Genomic DNA, 19,421 nt, shown 5'->3' with positions numbered 1-19,421 from the left:
TAGTGTCCGCTTCTGGCACATAGCGGGCATTCAATTCTCCCATTGTTAGCAGCATGGCGCTTTGAAAGCGTATTGCCCGTTTTTCAGCTGAGGCTATGACGGGTTAAGCTAACCAGGCCAGAACGATGGTCGAAGGCTTGCGAAGGCATCGTGATGCGCTGTTACAGAAACCCTTTTAGTAAAAGCTATCAAGGCCGTCTGCCAGCCTGTTTTGTGCTGTTCAGCGAGCGTCTTGCATAGCTAAGGCTGAATCACCTTTCCCTGTTCATCAAGCAGATCCGTCAGAAGTGCTGTGCCGTCGCTCCCCACGCGAAATGCCCCGTATCGTGCCTGCGTGAAACGCTCGCCATGACCTTCCTGAAAGAAATAAGCGTTGGTGCCGACGGTCAGCGAGCCGGAGTGTTGATGGTATTTTACCCGTAGCTGATTCGTCTGTAGCGGCTCACCCTGATCAAACCGGGCCTGAGTTGCATGACGCTGCGCATCGAGGTCCACAATCAGAGTTCCGCTGGTGGGCAGGCATGGCGCTGACCGGGTTGCGCCGCAGGCCACCGCCTGTTGATACAGGATCTGCTCCAGCGGTCGGGTGAGGGCATAATTCAGCGCCATGTAATCACCCTGCATCAGGGAGCGCGGGTCAACCGGCGCAAGGGGTAATATCATGACCGCGCCCTGTTTCAGCAACTGCTCTTTTTGCCAGATGCTGACATTAACGGTCACCAGCGCCAGCGCTATCACCGCGCCTGTCAGCCATCGGCTCTTTTTACGCGTTCTCACTCGCACCTCCGATCTGTGCGGGTAACACTTTTGTGACGACCCACGCCAGCCCCAGCAAAATCAGACCACCAGCCAGCAGCAACAGCGCTTTATGCAGCAGCAGCACTTCCAGGAAGTAATACCAGCCAATGACATACAGCACCATGAACCCGCCACTGACCACCAGCAATCCCGGACTTCCCTGATAACGTGCCATCAGAATTAACCACAATCCCAGCCCGATACCCGGCGCATAAAGGGCGGCAGCCCCGCAGATAACGGCGGCGGGCAGCGTGATGATCGAAAACAGCGGCTGACTGCTCTTTTTCTGACTGAGCGCACTCAGCACTAAGCCTGCCGCAATACCGGTGCCTGTCGCAGGCTGAAGCATAGAAAACTGCGCAGAAGACCAGAGTAAATTCATGAGAACCGCCGCGTTTATGCCGAGTGAACTCAGCACCATCAGACCCGCCGGGATGCCATACAGCAGGGGATGCACGGCGTCAGCATAGGGTCCTGCCAGTAATCTCAGTTGATGACTGACAATCCACAGCCACAAAAACATCACCGCTGCCACCAGCAGGGAAACAGCAACGCGGCCTGCCGTTGGCGACAGGTAGAGCAGGGAAAGTAAATAGCCCGCCAGCACCAGAAAAAAAGTCAGGGCAGTGATGGCCATAAATCGGTAAGTGCTGTCAGGCATCCCCACCGCCATCGCCGCGAGAATCGGTAATGCGCACAGTGAGCTCAGCATCATAAAGCTGACGTCATCGCTCTGGATTTGTAACACAACGCCGATAACCAGCCCACACGTCGCCGCAATGGCCCATGCCAGCCCAAGGTGATACTTACCGTCACGATCGCTGCGTAACAGGCCGCGGGCAATCACGGCGAGGACCAGTGAAGGCACGATAAGGGTCACAGCATTCGGGTCGTCGAGCAGGTCAGTGCTATAGAGCACCAGCGCCATCAGTAACAGAGTGATGAGCGCGGCGACCCAGCCTCCGACGCTCAGCGCCAGCCTCAGATACCAGGGCAGATTGGATGCGTGACCGCGTTGCTGAATCTCCCTAATCTGTGCGTCGCTCAGCAGGCCCTGATGACGCAGGGCATCTTCCAGGAAGGTCAGCCTGGCCGGAGCCTGATCGAGCGGTCCCTTTTCAGCCAGTTTGCGCTGCCACTTCAGCAGGATCGAACCATTTGCCGCCACCCAGAAAATCATCAGGACGCCGGTCAGATACAGGTCAGCCGTAACATAGGCCACAAGGAATAACTGCATGATCAGTGCGCAGCCCACAATCGTCAGACTGGCGATGCCCAGCGTCAGCATACAGAGATCAACATGGCGATAACGGTACAGGTAATAGCCTGCCAGCAGGGTGGCCACCCAGCCGCCCGTGACTAACGTAAAGTGGTTAGCACCGTGCCCGTCAGAGATATTTCCGGCCACGATGCCGGTCAGCAGCAGCAGTAAAAATCCGGCCATGACGCGTGAGAACCAGCGGCTTGCCAGCCAGCTCTCAGGATGATGCGTTATTGCCCGACAGGCCAGAACTTCCCTGATAATCAGGCAGGCTGCCAGCAGCGCCAGATAGACGTGCAGCACTGTCGTCGGGAGCCAGAAGAAGCTGTCAGACACGGCGAGCTCCAGCAGTGACGTCGGCAACGTGGCGGTGTAATAGAGCTGGAACGCCAGGTTAGCGACCAGCCAGCTGCAAAACCACAGGCTGTTTTGCCGGGCAATCAGCGCCAGCGGCAGAAGAATGCATAACCAGGCCCGGAATAGCTCCCAGCTATCCGCACCCGTCTGATAAATCTGTCCGTAAAGCGCAAAGAGAGCACCGAAACTTAATCCTGCTGCCAGCAATGCGCTGCGTGCCAGCGTGCTGTACCAGCGCCACCAGACCACTACCGCCAGCGCGACGATCAGCAGTTCGGTCAGGGCGAATTTCGCCATCTTCGGCAGCCAGGCCCAGTTCCAGGCAATAAAAAATACCGACCCGGCAACCAGTGACAGCAACCCCAGAAAGCTAAGCATCGGGATAAGAAACTGACGCCATTGCGCATGTGACGGCCTGATACCACAGAAAACAAAGATGCGCTGGCAGGTTTCCGGGCTCAGTCTTCCGACGTTGACCAGACCAGCAATCTGACGGCAAAGATAGGCTGCCGTTCGTGATGGCATCCCGGTTATTCCATCAGGTGCAATCTCCCTCATACAATCTCTGCCTCTGTTTGCGGTGTGAGTTTGATGACGATAACCACGATTCTTCCCTGCGCTCACGCTTTGCTGAGCGGCCGATAATTTTGCTGAACAAATGTAAACATCTTTTGCGGGATATAACAGTGTCAATCTAATACGAGGGGGGAACGCTGCGCGATCCGCCACACTCTTTTGAATATGAGCATCGCTGACCAGAGCACCTGCGTTTACTGATGTCATAATCCTGATCGTTTTGTCTGAACAGACAGGTCCATCCCACTGAGCTCACGGGAAAATAATCACTCTGTTAACCGCCAATGTTTCCCGGTGATTTCATTTTTCTGTCACTTTTATTCTTTAGGCTCGTGGCTTTCCTTAACGGATATAAAAATATGAAAATAAAAGCGATTTCTCTGCTTATCGGTTGCGCACTCTCTTTATCAACATTAGCGGCACAGCCGAAAGTTGAAAGCTACGTCGTCAGTTTCCCTGAAGGAACGCGCGTGAGCTACAACGGGGCATTCGCCAGCGCATTTCCTCAGGGTCTGCCGGTGGGTATTGGTTCCGGTTTGCTGTTTACCGGTAAGCAGGGGGAGGCGCTGACCTTTGTTACCGTCACCGATCGCGGACCCAATGCCGACTCACCTGATGTCGGTAAGAAAGAATCAAAAATATTCGTCACGCCGGACTTCGCTCCACTGCTGATGAATATTCGGGTGCAGAACGGCAAAGCCGAGGCCACGGATGCCCGACCATTGCATGACGATAAGGGCAATATAAACGGATTGCCGTTGCAGGACGGCGTCATTGGATCAACTAATGAAGTCGCGCTAAGCGATACGCTGAAAGCGCTGCAGGGTGACAACCGTGGTCTGGATACAGAAGGCATTACGCCGGATGGCAAGGGCGGATACTGGCTATGCGATGAGTATGGTCCGTTCCTGATTAACGTAGATGAGCGCGGTAAAATCCTGGCCATTCACGGGCCGCAGGCAGCCGAAGGGGAGAAATCCATCGCAGGCGGTCTGCCGAACATACTCAAATGGCGTCAGCCAAACCGTGGCTTTGAGGGGATCACCCGCATGCCCGATGGGCGTATCATTGCCGCGGTGCAGAGCACGCTTAATATCGACGGTAAAAGCAAAAAGCAGGCGCGCTTTACCCGCCTGGTGAGTTTCGATCCGGCGACCGGGAAAACCGCGATGTATGGTTACCCTATCGACAGCGAGGCTTACAGTAAAAACAGTGACGCAAAAATTGGCGATATCGTGGCGATCGACAATCAGCATATCCTGCTGATAGAACAGGGCACCGATAAAAACGATGCGATGCGCAACCTTGTCTATAAGGTGGATCTTAGCCCGGCTACCGAGCTTTCAGCATTTGATAAGCCCGGTGAATACCCGGAGTTTGACGACGAGAAAACGCTGCTGAAACGCGGCATTAAGTTTGCCGCTAAAAAGCGGGTGGTTGATTTACGTCAGCTCGGCTGGCAGCAGGAGAAAGCCGAAGGGCTGGCGCTGATCGACGATAAAACGCTGGCGATCACTAATGATAATGACTTTGGCGTGAAAGCGGTGATGCAGGATCCGGTTGAAGGTAAGAAGCGTAAGGATTATCGGGTGACGGAGCAGGGGACGCTTAAGGTTGATGACAAGCCGGTTGCCACGACTATTAGCCTGAAGCCACTGAAGAAACCGGAGTCGGACAGTGAGTTGTGGGTTGTTACGCTGGCGGAATCGCTAAAATAAGATTCAAAGGAGTAAAGCGTTAACGTTCGTTTTTGGCACAAAGCGGACAGATGCGCATGTTAATGTCCGCTTTGTGCCAGAAGCGGACATTTTGAGGAATCTCAAAAACAGGAGGAGTGGCCGTGGCTTAATGTGCAAATCTGCGCGAGCCGATTACACAAAGGATCACGCCCAGCGTTATCATAATCATCCCCGGGCTAACCGTTTCAGACAGCAGCGTTGCCGAAAGTCCGAGACCGAAGAATGGCTGCAGCAACTGTAATTGACCTACAGCGGCGATGCCCCCAGCGGCCAGCCCCCTGTACCAGAAAATAAAACCGATCAGCATACTGAACAGAGATACATATCCCAGCGCAAACCATACCGGCAGGCTTATATCACTAATGTCCTCCGGTATTGTCTCAATGGTGGCAACCAACATAACAGGGAGCGCAATGATCAGCGCCCAGCAGATAACCTGCCATCCCCCCAGCTCACGCGAAAGCTTCGCGCCTTCGGCATAGCCGAGGCCACACATAACGACCGAGGCCAGCATCAGCAGATCGGCGGTTGCAGATATAGCCCCACCCTGGAATGAGGCGAATCCCATCACCAGCAGGCTGCCGGTTACAGAAAATATCCAGAAAGCCAGCCTGGGCCTTTCTCCTCCTCTGACAACGCCAAAAATAGCGGTTGCCATCGGCAGAAGCCCTAAAAACACAATGGAGTGAGCCGAGGAAACATGTCGCAGCGCCATTGCTGTCAGAAGAGGAAAGCCAACTACTACGCCCAGGGCAACGATAATCAGGGAAATCAACTGCCTCCGCTGGGGGCGTGTCTGTCTCAAAAAAAGAATCAGCATAATGGCCAGTACACCGGCAACTGAAGCACGTAAAAAAGTCAGAAAAAAGGGATCTATTTCCTGTACTGCTATGCGGGTTGCGGGCAAAGAACCACTGAAAATGACCACTCCCGCCAGCCCGCTTAACCAGCCTGACTTCAGACCTGAACTGCTTTTACTTACACTATTTTTTGCCACACCAGACCTCTTTCCGTTCATACAACGTTTTTAATAAAGTTGACATCCTCCATGCTAAGTTTCAGCATTCATTACAATCAAATAATTGTCATAGATACAATTTATGAAAGCGCGATACAAAATCATCGTGGATGAGTTCGCATCTGCTATCCGAGCCGGCACGCTTCTGCCGGGCACACGTCTGCCTACTCACAGAGCGCTGTCGGCTGAAAAACACGTGTCTCTGGCAACGGCTACCCGCGTTTACGCTGAGCTTAAAGCCATGGGTCTTGTGAGCGGAGAAACCGGAAGAGGGACTTTCGTCAGAGAGATTTCTCTGCCTGCAGGGTTGGGGTTAGATCAGCACGCAGTAGCTTCAGATGTGCTCGATCTGAACTTCAACTATCCTTCCCTGCCGGATCAGTCTGAACGGTTACGCGACGCAATGCGACAACTGACCACATCAGGCGATCTGGCTTCCCTGATGCGATACCAGCCTCATGCGGGCAGACAAAGCGACAGAGAGACAATCGCGAGATGGCTTTATGACTCTGGCCTGAATACTTCAGCTGATGATGTTTTAATCGTTAATGGCGCGCAGCATGGTCTAAGCGTTGCGGTGATGGGGCTGCTGAAGCCCGGCGATGTAGTGGCTGTTGACGCGCTGACCTATCCCGGTTTCAAAGCTTTGGCCAGCCTGTACCACCTTGAACTTGTGGCGATACCCGCCAGTGCCAGTGGACCGGATCTGACTGCACTCAGGCATATCTGCCAGCGCAGGCGCCTCCGTGCGATTTATACGATGCCGACGCTGCATAACCCGCTTGGCTGGGTGATGAATAATGCCCAGCGTAGGGAGCTGGGCATTATTGCCAGAACGTTCGATCTGCTCATCATAGAAGACGCGGCCTATGCTTTTCTTATCCGACGTCCCCCACCGCCGCTTGCCACTTATGCGCCCGAAAGAACAGTTTACGTAACCGGTTTTGCCAAGAGCATTGCCACAGGCCTGCGTGTAGGTGCCGTAGTATGCCCCGCTGGCATGCGTATCGCCCTGGAGCGGGCCATCAGGGCAACAACCTGGAATACCCCCTCTCTTATGGTTTCGATTGTGTGCGGCTGGATTAAAAATGGCATCATAAGGCGCTTTGAGTCGCTGAAAAGACGCGACGCCCGCCAGCGTCAGGCGCTGGCCCGCAAAATAATTACGAACTGTGAATGGGTAAGCCATGCAAACTCTTACTTTATCTGGTTATTGCTACCTCAGGAGGTAAGGGCAGACAGCCTTGTCCACCGGTTGATGCAGCAAAGAATCTCCATTTCCACAGCAGAACCGTTCAGCACCTCAGATAACGTACCGCATGCTATTCGCCTCGCTCTTGGCTCAGTCACAATGTCCCAGCTGAGCGAGGCACTCACTATGATTAAAGAGGCTATTGAGTATGAAAAAGACTTCTGAGCGAATGTCCGCTTCTCGCTCAAAGCGGACATTGGCCTGCACAACGTCCGCTTCGTGCCAGAAGCGAACATTCGGAAGAAATCATAGGTAACAAGCAGATGTGTCGGCTGATATCAGTGCGTATTAGTCAGCAGGGCGCAGCCCAGACTGACTCAGCGTCATAAAAAGGCTTGTCACCTTACCGATATAATTTACGGAAGGAAACAGCCAGATGAGGTTAAACCCACCTCTGGCTGCCGGATGGATATCAGAAAGTTTCCCAGTTGGTTTCTGATGTCCTGAAGGACGACTGAGGTTTTAACACAGGCGTGACCGCCTGAACCTTCGGCGTCAGCAATCCGGAAGAAGGCACACGGAACACGGCAACGGTTCTCTCAAGCTCGAGCGCCTGCTCTTCGAGGCTGCTGGCCGCTGCGGATGACTCTTCAACCAGCGCAGCGTTCTGCTGAGTAGTTGTATCCATTTCCGTCATGGCCTGCGCAATCTGCGTGATCCCGCGGTTCTGTTCGTCCGACGCAGCGGCAATTTCACCCATGATGTCCCTGACCTGCGATACAGACCTGACGATATCCTCCATCGTATTGCCGGCACGGTTAACCAGCTCGGTCCCGTTACTTACCCGGCTTAGAGACTCACTTATCAGCGTCTCAATTTCTTTTGCAGCAAGCGAACTGCGCTGCGCAAGGTTGCGGACTTCACCGGCAACCACAGCGAATCCGCGCCCCTGCTCGCCAGCCCGGGCCGCCTCGACTGCGGCGTTTAGCGCAAGAATGTTCGTCTGGAAAGCGATGCCGTTAATAACGGAGATGATTTCCCCAATCTTGCCTGAACTCTGACTTATTCCCCCCATGGTGCTAATCACGTCGCTGATGATATTCCCGCCGCGGCTGGCATTGTGTGACGCGTCGGTAGCCAGCTGGCTGGCGTGATGCGCGTTCTCCGCATTTTGCTTAACCGTGGATGTCAGTTCTTCCATGCTGGCAGCCGTCTCGACCACTGCAGCCGACTGCTGTTCGGTACGTGACGACAAATCGGTGTTACCGGCCGCAATTTCAGAGGAGGCGCGGGCAACGTTATTCACGCCGTCCCTGACCCGCGAGATGATGTTACGCAGGCTCTGGTTCATGGTGCCCACGGCAGTCATCAGCTCGCCAAGCTCATCAGTGCGGGAGCTGGTTATTTCTGACGTCAGGTCACCTTCAGCAATACGTTTTGCAGACGACAGCGTTTCTCTCAGCGGGATGGTGATGCTCCGCGTCATTCGCCAGGCAATAATGAGGCTGAGAATAATACAGGCGAGGGTAGCCAAACCAATCTGCCAGATTGCGGTGTGGATATACTTCTGAGCCATCTCTGACTGAAAGAACGCGAGTCCTGTGATGGCGCTATTCAGTTTGCCTGCCGCTGCGGTCATTTCCTCTGAAGCCAGGCTTTCTGCCCGCACCGAAAGGAGATAATTATTTAACAGGGCGGAACCCGATAAAGTTTTCTGGTCCACTTCCGCCAGTATTTCAGCGAGCGCATTGTCAGAATCGCCTTTGAGCTGGTTAACAAGCAGAGCAATCGTGTCCCTGATCCCAGTGAATTTATCCAGCGCGACAGACTCTGGCTTTCTGATAAAGGCCTGGATATAAAACGCTGCCTGCTCTGTTTTGAAACTGAGAGAAAGCAGGGGCGCAGCAATCCCTGCGGGGACAGAAGCCTGACTGGAAGCCAGTTTTTCAGCCAGTGAGGCCAGATCCATCGTGTTTATCTGACTAAACGCGAGTGCAGCCCTGTCACTGCTCTCAAGAAAGGCCCGACGTTTTTCCTGATACTGCGCCAGAACCACGCCCAGGAGAGAAAGCCTCTCACTTCCTTCGGCTGACCACGAGTACTTATCGAGACTGGTTCGTAAAGCAAACAGCTGATTCATCGCCTCGCCGTTAATCTCGATAAACTTTTTATCCCGGGTGTACTGAAAAAGCGTGCGGTTAAGCCTGGCTTTTGCCAGCGTGTCCAGCATCTGAACGGTAACATCCCGCTTGGCTGAGTTTTCCTGAATACTTAAAAAACAGCGAAACGCGAGCGCCGCTATGATAACAGAGGCCAGGATGACCAGTGTGAATCCCAGCGCCAGTTTGCCCCCTATTTTTAAATCCGTAACTTTTTTTATAATATTCATTTTAATAATCCCAGTGTTAAATAATACCCTGCTCCTGAAATAACCTCAGGCTTCAATACGGTATCGGTAAAAAAGATGCTTTGTTTACACCTTTTTTGAATGCATTTAAAAAGATGTTTTCAGGAAGGATTTAATGAGTCATCCCGCTTCGGTTAGTGCTGGACAATACCGGGATTGATTGTCATTGCGGTTATGGTTTGGTATCAACCTTGTTTTAGCGGACAGACAATTAATAAGCATCTTTACCTGTGCATGAAAGGAAATGTAAATAAGTGCGTGTAGAGAAATGCGCACATTTGCATTCATCATGCTTATCCACAGTATGCATCCAAAGTAAACCTCACAAGCTTATGATAAATATAGATAAATATCATAAATCTTGTATTGGGCTACCCGTTATCTATAGCAGAATGAGATTAAACCTGTGAAGGCTTCAATCACACTTTTACCGTGATAATTTCGCTTTTTAAGAACGTATAAATATTTTATTGTAAAAATTAAAAAACGCCGGTTTTATCTTAAAGCATGGTGCGATTATGCCGATAAACTGTCACAGGCAGGCCTGCAGCAATAGTCCTGAAGAAATAAATTAGCTAAACAGATTAGCTGCAAATACAGGACAGGTAATATGGTGGAATCCTCAACTTCAATCAATCTCTGAATGTTTAGTAAAATGATATTTTGTGTGGCATGTGGATTAGAAATGTATTAATGAATTTAACCTGAGGAGGAGACTATGCCACTACGAGATGAAGATAAAGGGCAGACAATTATTAGCGAGGCCGCACTACGTCTGGCCCTCGCTGAAAAAGAGATAAATATTAATTCCCTTTTGATTGAACTGGGACACATGGCAACAGATAACTGCCACGACGAGCGCCTCAATAAAATTTTTGTAGCCAGAACATGGCTGAGAGAGTTCATCACTCCGGTTCCTGCCGAACAGCACGCACTTTATCTGCAGATACTCGCTAGCCTGAATGAATAAAATAACTGTTAAAAAAGCAGAATCCCTGTGAGGCAGCAATGATTCCATCGGACTCAGGCGGATCATTCCGTCAACACATAAAAATGTAATACGGTGACCTTCTATGACCGCTCAAAACAATCCTGTTTTTTTACACCTCCTACTGGCACAAAGCTGACCTTGAATAATAGGTTTGCTCACAGCCAGAACAACCCGTTCCCCCAGCGCAGATTCCTGGTGGCGGGGGCTGCATGATCTCCACGCTGTTGATGACGCTGCTGCTGCACGGGTTATAGCGATCATATTACCCAGCCTTACACGGGCGTTCACGTACATCCGGCTACATCAGTAAGGGTTTTATCAAGCCCCGTGTGTTGCAGACTGTCGCGAAGCCCGGCGTAATTTCCTTCTGTCAGACGTATCAGGATATTCAAAAAAAGCGCCAGCGTGCGTCTCTTCAGCGTCAGTGAAGCGAGAGCCGTTCAGGAACGCCCCTGTTTTAACCGAAGTGCATTTTCAGCGTAAACAGACTGTCTTTTACCTGCGTCTGTTTTAATTGAAAGGCGGAAATTGATTCACAGATTAAGGCAAAAAATCACGCGGTGTTGAACTCAGAATGGAACGGAAAGCAGCGCTATAGGACGCCGGACATGAAATGCCAGGCTCATAAGCGGCCTTTTTGATTGGAATGCCATTCGCGAGTTGATCCAGCGAAACGTAAATCATTGCTCTTTGTTTTCAGGTGTTGAAACTACAGCCCGTACCTTTAATAAACAATCGCGAAAAGGTACGCTCTGACATCGCCGCTATAAAAGCGAGAAAACTCATCGATGCTTCTCAGCGTTGGTTAACCAGTAGTTCCCTGACAGCAGAGAATAATCGCTCATCATTTGGCATTGGAAGTACTGCAGTTAATGGTTGAGTTTCGCTGAGTATTTCCAGAAGCAACAGGGCCATATTGCGCTGACTCGGTCTGTTGTCGTTCTCACTGAACAGACCTGTTATCAGTTCTTTCACCAGGGGCAGCGCCGTAATGACGTGTACCGGGTCACTCTTCGTAAAATTGGTGCATTCTGCGAAAAGGCTGCAACTAAAACAGACAGCCCTCAGATCGGTATGAGACAGCAAATTGTAACTATGGATCTGCAGAGGTGGCAGCCACAATGCACGCTGAGGGGGATAACCCATCGGTTGTTTTCCGTTTCAACCAGCATGACCTCCTGACGGCATAGCGTTATTGCCACTCAAGATGATGTTGGGGAGGATCGATTTATCCACGTTGATAGCTTATAGCCGTGCCAGACCAGCCAGTAAAGTCTTCATGTCCCGGCGCTTTATCTATACTACCTGGCATTTCAGATTCAGACCCTGCCACTATGATACTTAAATCGGAATCATCCGGCGTGCGAGTTCACGGGATAGAGAATGTTTATCGCCAGATTATCCCAGGTATAACAGGAGCCTGTCTTAATGCGGGTACACTTTACTTACATGAACGTTTCGAAGCACCAGGGCATAAGAAACATGGGCGAGAAATCAGGGTCATGATGTGACTTACTCACACTGATACGCAGGTGATGCGTTGTCAGCCAACGCTCAGGGCATCGATTTTCTAATCATTATGGGCGGTCCACAAGATCCAGCCACAACATCTGAAGCGTGCCCGCACTTCGATTCAAAAGGTGAGCAGGCGCTGATTGCCTCCGCTGTTAAAACCGGTAAGGCTGTGATTGGTATCTGCCTGGGATCACAGTTGACCGGTGAAGCGCTCGATGCGCCGTTCGCCCATAGCCCGGAAAAAGAGATTGGCAAATTTCCGATTACCCTGACTGAAGAGGGCAGAAGGGATGCGTTGTTCTCTCATTTTACGAAATCGCTTGATGTCGCCACTGGCATAACGGCATGCCGGGTCTTACTCCGGAAGCAAAAATGATTGCTTTCAGCGAAGGCTGTCTGTGCCAGATCGTTTCTTATTACGACCATGTGTTTGGGTTTCAGTGCCATATGGAACTGACGCCGGATGTTGTTGAGCTGCTGATCGCGCATCCTGACAAAGATCTGAGCCGTGCTGCAGAATACCGCTTCGTTGACACGCCGGAAAAACTTCGGGCGCATGATTACAGCGAAAGGAATCAGGTACTCTTTAAATTCCTGAACAAGCTGGAAAAACGTTATAAAGCTGCTCAGGCATAAGGTCATTCCGGGTGAAAACTGTTGCCGGTTTTATGGCAGATAAGCGGGTGTTGAGCATGAAGAGGATTTTTGGCTTTCAGTCAGATTGACTTGCCGCCGACCTTCCTCTTCTCAATCATGCGTTCTCAGCCTTGCTTTTTTATATCTGCTTACATTCCCAGACTGGCCAGCAGGTCGTCTACATCATCCTGGCTGGCAGGGGTTTCTGATGAGGAAGCGGGTTTAGACGGCGCTGCGCGCTCGGTCGTGCCATGTGAACCAGTGTTATCACGGATGACCTGTATCAGCTGCTGCTCAGCCTGATTCAGCACGGCCATCATCGCCTGGACTATCTGTCCGGTAAGATCCTGGAAGCCCTGTGACATCATAATCGCGTGCAACTGCTGTTGTGTCAGACCCGTGATGCGGGGGACCTCATCCAGTAAGGCAACAGTATCAGCAGCTAATGCCTGATCCTGTTCTTTGTCCGACGGATTCCCGGAAGTGGCATCCCAGCGTTGAGTGAGCTTCTCCGCTTTTTCGCCCAGTTCGGTTTGCAGAGGCTGCGTGATCTCCACGCTGTTGATGACGCCCTCTGCGGCTTCACGGGTCATAGTGACCACATAACCCAGTCTTTCACGGGCATTGGGGATACTTCCCGCCACATCTGCAATGGTTTTATCAAGCCCTAGCTGTTGCAGACTGTCGCGAAGCTGCCGCAGGATGGAGCCAGCACGCGCCGTGATTTCGCTAATTTCCTGCTGCTTACTATGGGTGTCGGATGGTGACATGAATGTTTTTCCTGCGGACAGAGTTTCGATATCTGAGGTTATCGGCAGAGTCCGGCGGTTTTTTAAATTTCCTGTGATTTTTCCCATAGAACAGACGTATCAGAATGTTAAAAAGACGCCTCGGTGCGGATAGTGTCAGGTTTGGGAAAGGGAAAAATGTGGCTGAATAGCTGTGTTCACACAGCGGGCTTTTTGCCTGGAGAATGTGCCAGCTGTTACGGTTGTTTTGATCGAGAAGCGGGCTTCGGTCGTTGTTCCACTGCGGAGAGCGTAACCGTCAGCGAAGTTGCTTATTGATTAACAGAGGCATGCCAGCGGCAGCCATTGATATGGTGCTTTTGATGGCCGGTGCGATGATTTGAAACGGAAATTAGCGCATCAGGTAAATCTTCATCGCTGCTGTGAACGGTATAATATCTGTTCAGACAAACGGCGAGAGGTTGTAATCAAATGCTGACGTATATCACGATTGGTACAAATGACCTTCAGCGATCCGTGGACTTTGATGACGCTGTTTTTAAAGCGCTCGATGATTCACGACTGCCAGCCCGGACAGAGGGCTGGGCAATGTGGGGTATTTACTTCAGTGCCAACTGACCAATGTCCGCTTCTGGAACAGAATGGGCTTGCGCGTCGCACTATACGCATCCAGCAAAAGCAGCCCCTGCGCCTCGTTTTTGATGCCTCTGACACAGAACCTATGTGCGCGCGTGGCAAGGTACGCTGTGAGAGAAATGCGCTCATGCTGCGCTTCTTGTCCGAAGCAAGAGACTCTGGCGATTTTCCTTAACCAGATGCAAACCTCAGTTGCTGTCACTCGGTATCTTAACGACGACTTTGCCTTTCGCATGTCCCTGCCCAAGGTAGGCAAGAGCTTCTTTTGTTTCCGCGAAAGTAAATACCTTGTCGATCACAGGCTTGATTTGTTCAGTTTCTACGAGTTTACAGATTTGAGTAAGCTGATCGCCATCAGGCCGGACAAAAAGAAATGAATAGGTCAGGCCTCGCTTTCTGGTAAGACGCAAAATCCTGCGGCTCATCAGCCCGAACACAAAACGCAGGAGAAAGTTTAGTCCCCGAGTCCGGGCGAACGCAGTATCTAACGGGCCGACAAGAGAAACAATCTTTCCACCCGGCCTGAGAATTTGGGCAGACTTTTCAATTGAGTCGCCTCTGATAGTGCCGAGAACCACATCGTAGCCACTCAACTGTTTTTCAAAATCTTGTTTTTTATAATCAACGACTTCATCTGCGCCAAGATGACTTACCCATTCGACATTGTCTGTACTGGTAGTCGTTCCCACCTTTGCACCAAATTGTCTGGCCAGCTGGATAGCAAAACTGCCAATCCCCCCGGAACCTGCCGGGATGAAAACCTTCTGGCCTGGCTGCAACCCGGCTCGATCTGTCAGCGCCTGCCAGGATGTGAGGCTCACCATCGGGAGCGAAGCCGCCTGGACGAAATCCAGGTTTACGGGTTTCATGGCCGCAGCGCTTTCAGTCACTAAAGCAAATTCAGCAAGAGAACCCGTTCCCGTGTCGAAAATGCTGGCGAAAATTTCGTCGCCTGGCTTGAAACGCGTCACGCGACTCCCCGCTGCGATCACAACCCCAGCTAAGTCGCTACCCAATGTGGCGGGGAGCTTGAAATGCAAAACCGGCTTGAATATTCCGGTTGGGATCAAGTTATCAATCGGGTTCAGACCCACGGCGTAAACTTTAACCAGGATTTCATCAGCAGCAGGGGCTGGATAATCGATGTTTTCAAATCCCAGCTCAGGGGATTTACCGTAGCGTTTAAACGTAAATGCTTTCATCGTCTTATTCTTCATTTATTGTTTTGCATCAAGCTGAAGACTTTTGCGCACCACCTTATCCAGGAATGACGCAGGGGCGAACCTGAGAATAAAATTCAACTGACCAGCCAGCTTTCCTGCCGTATAGCGAATCTTTGGACGTGAAGTCTGTGCGGCTTTAACCACCACGTCAGCCACCACCTCTGGACTTTCCGCCTCAGCCATTGCCTTGTTCACTACTTTCGTCAGCTTAGCCCGAATCTGGTCATACTCCTGAAGCCTGGCGTCCGGCTCGATATTATTGGCTTCAAACTGTGTTTTCATGTAAGCCGGTTCGATGACAGAAACTCTGATGCCCTGCGTGCGCAGTTCATGATCCAGTGCGCCCGAATACCCTTCGACCGCATGCTTACTGGCCGCATAAAGTGCCACATACGGCAACGGAACGATGCCGAGTATCGAACCAATATTGATGATACGCCCGCTGCCCTGACGGCGCATATGAGGGATTACTGCCCGGCTCAACCTGACGATGCCCAGAAAGTTGGTGTCGAAAATGTGCCTGGCCTGATCAACAGAACTTTCTTCCGCCGCCGCCGGAGCGACCCCAAAGCCCGCATTGTTCACCAGAACATCGATACGCCCTTCCAGACCCAGTAACTCCTCAATGGCGGCCCCGACAGAGGCGTCGTCGGTCACATCCAGCGTAAGTAACGGAAACGATTGTTTTCCCGCCTGTGAACCACGCCGGCTTGTGCCATATACAGTAAATCCAGCGGCTAAAAGTTTACGGGCAGTCGCTTCGCCGATACCCGAGGACGCACCGGTAACCAGTGCAACACGTTTTTTTATCATGCTGAATAAGACCTTAATGATGTGTTTGAGGTTTCTCATCGCGGATGAGACGACAGGCTGTAAGGGATTTATGTCGGATTTACCGCTGCGCAGAACAGCCGGAAGACCGTTCTGCACAGTGCACCTCATTGATTACCGTGTTTTATAACGTTCAGCGGCTTCATCCTGTTTGATGTCTGTAAGCAGCGCCTGACGCGAAGCATCAAGGGTGTCCCAGTGGGCAGCATTACGTAAAGGCGGGATGGTGACGAGTTCACGGCGGTCAAAGCCCACCAATGCGGCATCCACTAACTCGCCCACTTCCATGAAATTTGCCGAGTTACTGATGTCGATACCTGCGCGGTCCCAGATTTCCGTATAAGTGCCGGCAGGAAGCACCGCCTGGATATAAATGCCTTTAGATGACAGCTCGACATTCATTCCCTGAGACAGGAAAAGCACAAAGGCTTTGGTTGCTCCGTAAACCGTCATGGCAAATTCCGGGGCGAGTCCGACGATGGAACTGATATTGACGATCGATCCTTCGCCCGTTTGCACAAAGCGTGGCACCACGGCACTGGCCAGTCTGGTCAGGGCGGTGACGTTAAGCGCGATAAGGCTTTCTATCGAATCAGGCGTCTGCTCTGTAAAACTGCCAGACTGCGCGATACCCGCGTTATTGATAAGGGTGCCAATCCGTGTGTCTTCACGCAGACGGGATTCGACCGCGGCTAAATCACGCGTTTGCGTGAGGTCGGCAGGCAGAACGTCGACAGAAATGCCATTTTCCTGTCGCAGACGCGCGGCCAGTGTTTCTAACTTCGTTTTGTCGCGCGCGACCAGCACCAGGTCGTGGCCCCGGCTGGCAAACCGTTCTGCGTAAACAGCACCAATACCCGTGGATGCGCCTGTGACGAGAACTGAAGCTTTAGTCATAAGTTGATCTTCTTTATTAATGTGTAAAAAGAATCTGCAATGTGCGATGTATGTAGGGCTTTACTTGCTGGCCTCAGTCAGCGACGGGTAATCGGTATATCCCGCTGCGCCACCGCCATAAAGGGTTTCAGGATTGAGTGAGGCCAGAGGCGCGCCCGTCTTCAGCCTTTCGACCAGATCCGGGTTGGAGATGAACAAGCGACCGAACGCGAACAGATCGGCTTTGCCTTGCGCAAGCTGAGTGGACGCCAGTTCCAGGTCATAGCCATTGTTGCCGATATAGGTGTTTTTAAAACGCCGGCGCAGGGAGTCGTAATCAAACAGTGAAACATCACGCGGGCCGCCCGTCTCACCTTCAACTACATGGAGGTACACGATGCCTGATGCATTAAGTTCATCAGCGACGTAGTCATACAATGGCTGCGGATCACTGCATGAAATGGCATTAGCATGGGAAACTGGTGAAATGCGCACGCCGGTGCGGTCAGCACCGATCTCATCTTTAACAGCCGCTGTAACTTCCAGCAGCAGGCGCGCACGGTTCTCGATAGAGCCACCGTATTCATCAGTTCGCTGATTGGCGCCATCTTTAAGGAACTGTTCCAGTAGATAACCATTCGCGCCGTGAATCTCTACACCGTCAAATCCGGCGGCAATGGCATTGGCCGATGCCTTTCTGAAATCGTCAATAATCCCCGGTATTTGCTGCAACTCCAGCGCACGTGGCTCAGAAACATCAGCAAAGCCATTATTCACAAAGGTTTTCGTCCCGGCGCGCATCGCAGACGGCGCGACCGGTGCAGCCCCACCCGGCTGTAAATCGACATGCGAAATTCGTCCTACGTGCCATAACTGTACAAATATGCGCCCACCTTTGGCATGCACCGCGTCAGTCACTTTACGCCAGCCATCGATCTGAGCCTGTGTGTAGATCCCCGGCGTATCCTGATAGCCCTGCGCCTGTGCGGAGATCTGTGTCGCTTCAGTGATCAGCAATCCTGCTGTGGCACGCTGGGCGTAGTAGGTCGCCGCCAGTTCGCCCGGTACCAGCCCCGCTCCGGCCCGATTACGTGTCAGCGGTGCCATCACGATGTGGTTGGCCAGTGTTAGTGAGCCAAGTTCATAGGGTTGAAATAATGTCTGATTCGTCATGCTTATTCGCCCGTTAATGGTGGGTTGTGGTGTCAATATAATGATGATGATCATAATCAATAAAGTCAACCAGTTTGATTATGGTCATCATCAATGTATACTTAAACTCAATTTTTAAAAGGGGCAGGAAACCATGAAAGTGTCGAAAGAGCAGGTTCGGGAAAACCGGACACGCATTGTTGAAACGGCCTCAGAACTTTTTCGTGAGCGCGGTTACGATGGCGTGGGCGTCGCGGAACTGATGGCTGCGGCGGGATTAACACACGGCGGGTTCTACAAGCACTTTAGTTCCAAGGCTGACCTGATGTCGGAGGCCATGAGATGTGGTTTTACGCGATCGGCAGAAAGTACGGTTGGTGTGAGCCGGGAAAAATTTATTGAATACTACCTCTCCCGACAACACCGCGATGATATGGGGAACGGGTGTGTGATGTCGGCACTAGGCACCGATACTGCGCGTCAGTCTGAGTCAATGAAGGCGGCATTTGCGGCCGGGATTGAACGTCAGCTCGCAGTGTTGGGGAATGAAAATGTAACGCGCGCTGACCTGATTGATAATATTGCACATCTTGTTGGTGCCCTGGTTCTATCTCGTGCCTGCCCTGATAACTCAGCACTGGCTGATGAAATTCTGGATGTGTGCCGTACTCGCCTTTGCAGTCAGGATGTCCATAAGGATTGAATATATTCTGTTGCGGGAATTATTTTATGAGCAGTGCAGTAATTAAATAACCCATGTCCGCTTCTGGCCCATGATACGGCTTTTGTTCCATGAGGACATTGTCATGTTCAATCTTCATAGTGTCAGGAGATTTGATTATGGATGTCCCATATGAGCGAGATGCAGACATTATGGTCTGCCTCCGGGGAATATCGATCGCGACGATTACACCTGAGGATATAGCCGCACTGCTGCTCGTTCAAGCGTTCGGAGGGCGTATATTCCCGCTAACCGTACCCGGAGAGGCTGACCCTCGATCAGATTGCTGTTCACTTTGCTTCGGTCTGGGGTTGTGCGGCTGATGTGCCAGACCTTACGCCTGACAGCTATGTTGAATAGCTGCTCAGACAGACACCGATGACAAAGATGAAATCGGAAGTTACCACGGCGCCCCTTTATCGCCGCTGGTCAGCAACACTGTGGAAACCATTACCGGTCGTCCAGCGGAGCGGTACGCCGAGTATCTGGTTACGAACTTTTGCACCGAAAGCCTGAATAAAGCTGACGAAAGATGAATACACCAGCCTCTATTTCCGGTTTAACTTTCAGCATAAAGCCGTCCAACAGGAGCTTAAATGCGCTTTGAGTGAAAAACGGTAGCTAAAAATTATTATCACTGCCTCCTGGTGGCTTTAACAATAACGTATTGTATTAATAAATGCCCGGGTAAGTAACAGTCGCCAGGCACCATCCTTTTTTCATCGAACGATCAATCCTAATCA

General features: G+C 51.6%; 13 protein-coding genes and 2 pseudogenes. 5 read left to right on the top strand and 10 right to left on the bottom strand.

Features of this window, described 5'->3' with window-relative positions:
• Positions 1 to 240: 240 nt before the first annotated feature.
• The gene (locus AC6I8J_RS21065) at positions 241 to 777 is read right to left on the bottom strand and encodes a GDYXXLXY domain-containing protein (RefSeq protein ID WP_161736110.1); all 537 of its coding nucleotides are present in this window, start codon (positions 775 to 777) and stop codon (positions 241 to 243) included.
• On the bottom strand, positions 764 to 2,974 hold the full coding sequence (locus AC6I8J_RS21060) for a DUF4401 domain-containing protein (protein WP_497825819.1): 2,211 nt from the start codon (positions 2,972 to 2,974) through the stop codon (positions 764 to 766). The genes AC6I8J_RS21065 and AC6I8J_RS21060 overlap by 14 nt, the downstream gene beginning before the upstream one ends.
• 377 nt (positions 2,975 to 3,351) lie before the next feature.
• Here AC6I8J_RS21060 and AC6I8J_RS21055 point away from each other — a divergent pair, with 377 nt between their 5' ends.
• Positions 3,352 to 4,710, top strand: coding sequence for an esterase-like activity of phytase family protein (locus tag AC6I8J_RS21055; RefSeq protein WP_260058699.1), 1,359 nt, complete (start codon positions 3,352 to 3,354; stop codon positions 4,708 to 4,710).
• A gap of 127 nt (positions 4,711 to 4,837) precedes the next feature.
• On the opposite strand, the gene AC6I8J_RS21050 is transcribed toward AC6I8J_RS21055, so the two are convergent.
• The gene (locus tag AC6I8J_RS21050) at positions 4,838 to 5,728 is read right to left on the bottom strand and encodes a DMT family transporter (RefSeq protein WP_497825818.1); all 891 of its coding nucleotides are present in this window, start codon (positions 5,726 to 5,728) and stop codon (positions 4,838 to 4,840) included.
• Between the two features lie 103 nt (positions 5,729 to 5,831).
• Between AC6I8J_RS21050 and AC6I8J_RS21045 the strand changes: the two genes are divergently transcribed.
• Positions 5,832 to 7,166, top strand: a complete 1,335-nt coding sequence (locus tag AC6I8J_RS21045) for an aminotransferase-like domain-containing protein (protein ID WP_497825817.1) — start codon at positions 5,832 to 5,834, stop codon at positions 7,164 to 7,166.
• A gap of 247 nt (positions 7,167 to 7,413) precedes the next feature.
• Here AC6I8J_RS21045 and AC6I8J_RS21040 read toward each other — a convergent pair whose 3' ends face one another.
• Positions 7,414 to 9,330: a methyl-accepting chemotaxis protein gene (locus AC6I8J_RS21040; protein WP_161736122.1), complete on the bottom strand. Its 1,917-nt coding sequence runs from the start codon at positions 9,328 to 9,330 to the stop codon at positions 7,414 to 7,416.
• A 736-nt stretch (positions 9,331 to 10,066) separates the two neighbouring features.
• Here AC6I8J_RS21040 and AC6I8J_RS21035 point away from each other — a divergent pair.
• Positions 10,067 to 10,318, top strand: a complete 252-nt coding sequence (locus AC6I8J_RS21035; protein ID WP_161736722.1) for a hypothetical protein — start codon at positions 10,067 to 10,069, stop codon at positions 10,316 to 10,318.
• A gap of 561 nt (positions 10,319 to 10,879) precedes the next feature.
• On the opposite strand, the pseudogene AC6I8J_RS21030 reads toward AC6I8J_RS21035, so the two are convergent.
• A pseudogene (locus tag AC6I8J_RS21030) lies at positions 10,880 to 11,651 on the bottom strand (AraC family transcriptional regulator).
• 116 nt (positions 11,652 to 11,767) lie between these two features.
• On the opposite strand from AC6I8J_RS21030, the pseudogene AC6I8J_RS21025 reads away from it, so the two are divergent.
• Positions 11,768 to 12,490, top strand: a pseudogene (locus AC6I8J_RS21025) (glutamine amidotransferase-related protein).
• A 149-nt stretch (positions 12,491 to 12,639) separates the two neighbouring features.
• On the opposite strand, the gene AC6I8J_RS21020 reads toward AC6I8J_RS21025, so the two are convergent.
• From AC6I8J_RS21020 to AC6I8J_RS21000, 5 genes are all read right to left on the bottom strand, one after another.
• Entirely contained in the window at positions 12,640 to 13,260 is a 621-nt protein-coding gene (locus AC6I8J_RS21020; protein WP_161736721.1) for a protein phosphatase CheZ, read from the bottom strand.
• Positions 13,261 to 14,063: 803 nt separating this feature from the next.
• Complete coding sequence (locus tag AC6I8J_RS21015; RefSeq protein WP_222925542.1) at positions 14,064 to 15,092, bottom strand: NADP-dependent oxidoreductase; 1,029 nt, start codon at positions 15,090 to 15,092, stop codon at positions 14,064 to 14,066.
• On the bottom strand, positions 15,093 to 15,911 hold the full coding sequence (locus AC6I8J_RS21010; protein WP_222925646.1) for an oxidoreductase: 819 nt from the start codon (positions 15,909 to 15,911) through the stop codon (positions 15,093 to 15,095).
• Positions 15,912 to 16,043: 132 nt separating this feature from the next.
• Positions 16,044 to 16,826 (bottom strand): SDR family NAD(P)-dependent oxidoreductase, encoded by a 783-nt coding sequence (locus AC6I8J_RS21005; protein ID WP_497825816.1) that lies wholly within the window; start codon positions 16,824 to 16,826, stop codon positions 16,044 to 16,046.
• A gap of 60 nt (positions 16,827 to 16,886) precedes the next feature.
• Positions 16,887 to 17,978 (bottom strand): alkene reductase, encoded by a 1,092-nt coding sequence (locus AC6I8J_RS21000; protein WP_497825815.1) that lies wholly within the window; start codon positions 17,976 to 17,978, stop codon positions 16,887 to 16,889.
• Positions 17,979 to 18,111: 133 nt separating this feature from the next.
• On the opposite strand from AC6I8J_RS21000, the gene AC6I8J_RS20995 reads away from it, so the two are divergent.
• Entirely contained in the window at positions 18,112 to 18,660 is a 549-nt protein-coding gene (locus tag AC6I8J_RS20995) for a TetR/AcrR family transcriptional regulator (RefSeq protein WP_161736717.1), read from the top strand.
• The last annotated feature ends 761 nt before the right edge of the window (positions 18,661 to 19,421 follow it).

It is taken from the genome of Pantoea sp. X-Soil-ISGK-355, from assembly GCF_059730805.1.
Note: the sequence above shows the minus strand (reverse complement) of the source record. Positions and strands in the feature narration are given on the sequence as shown.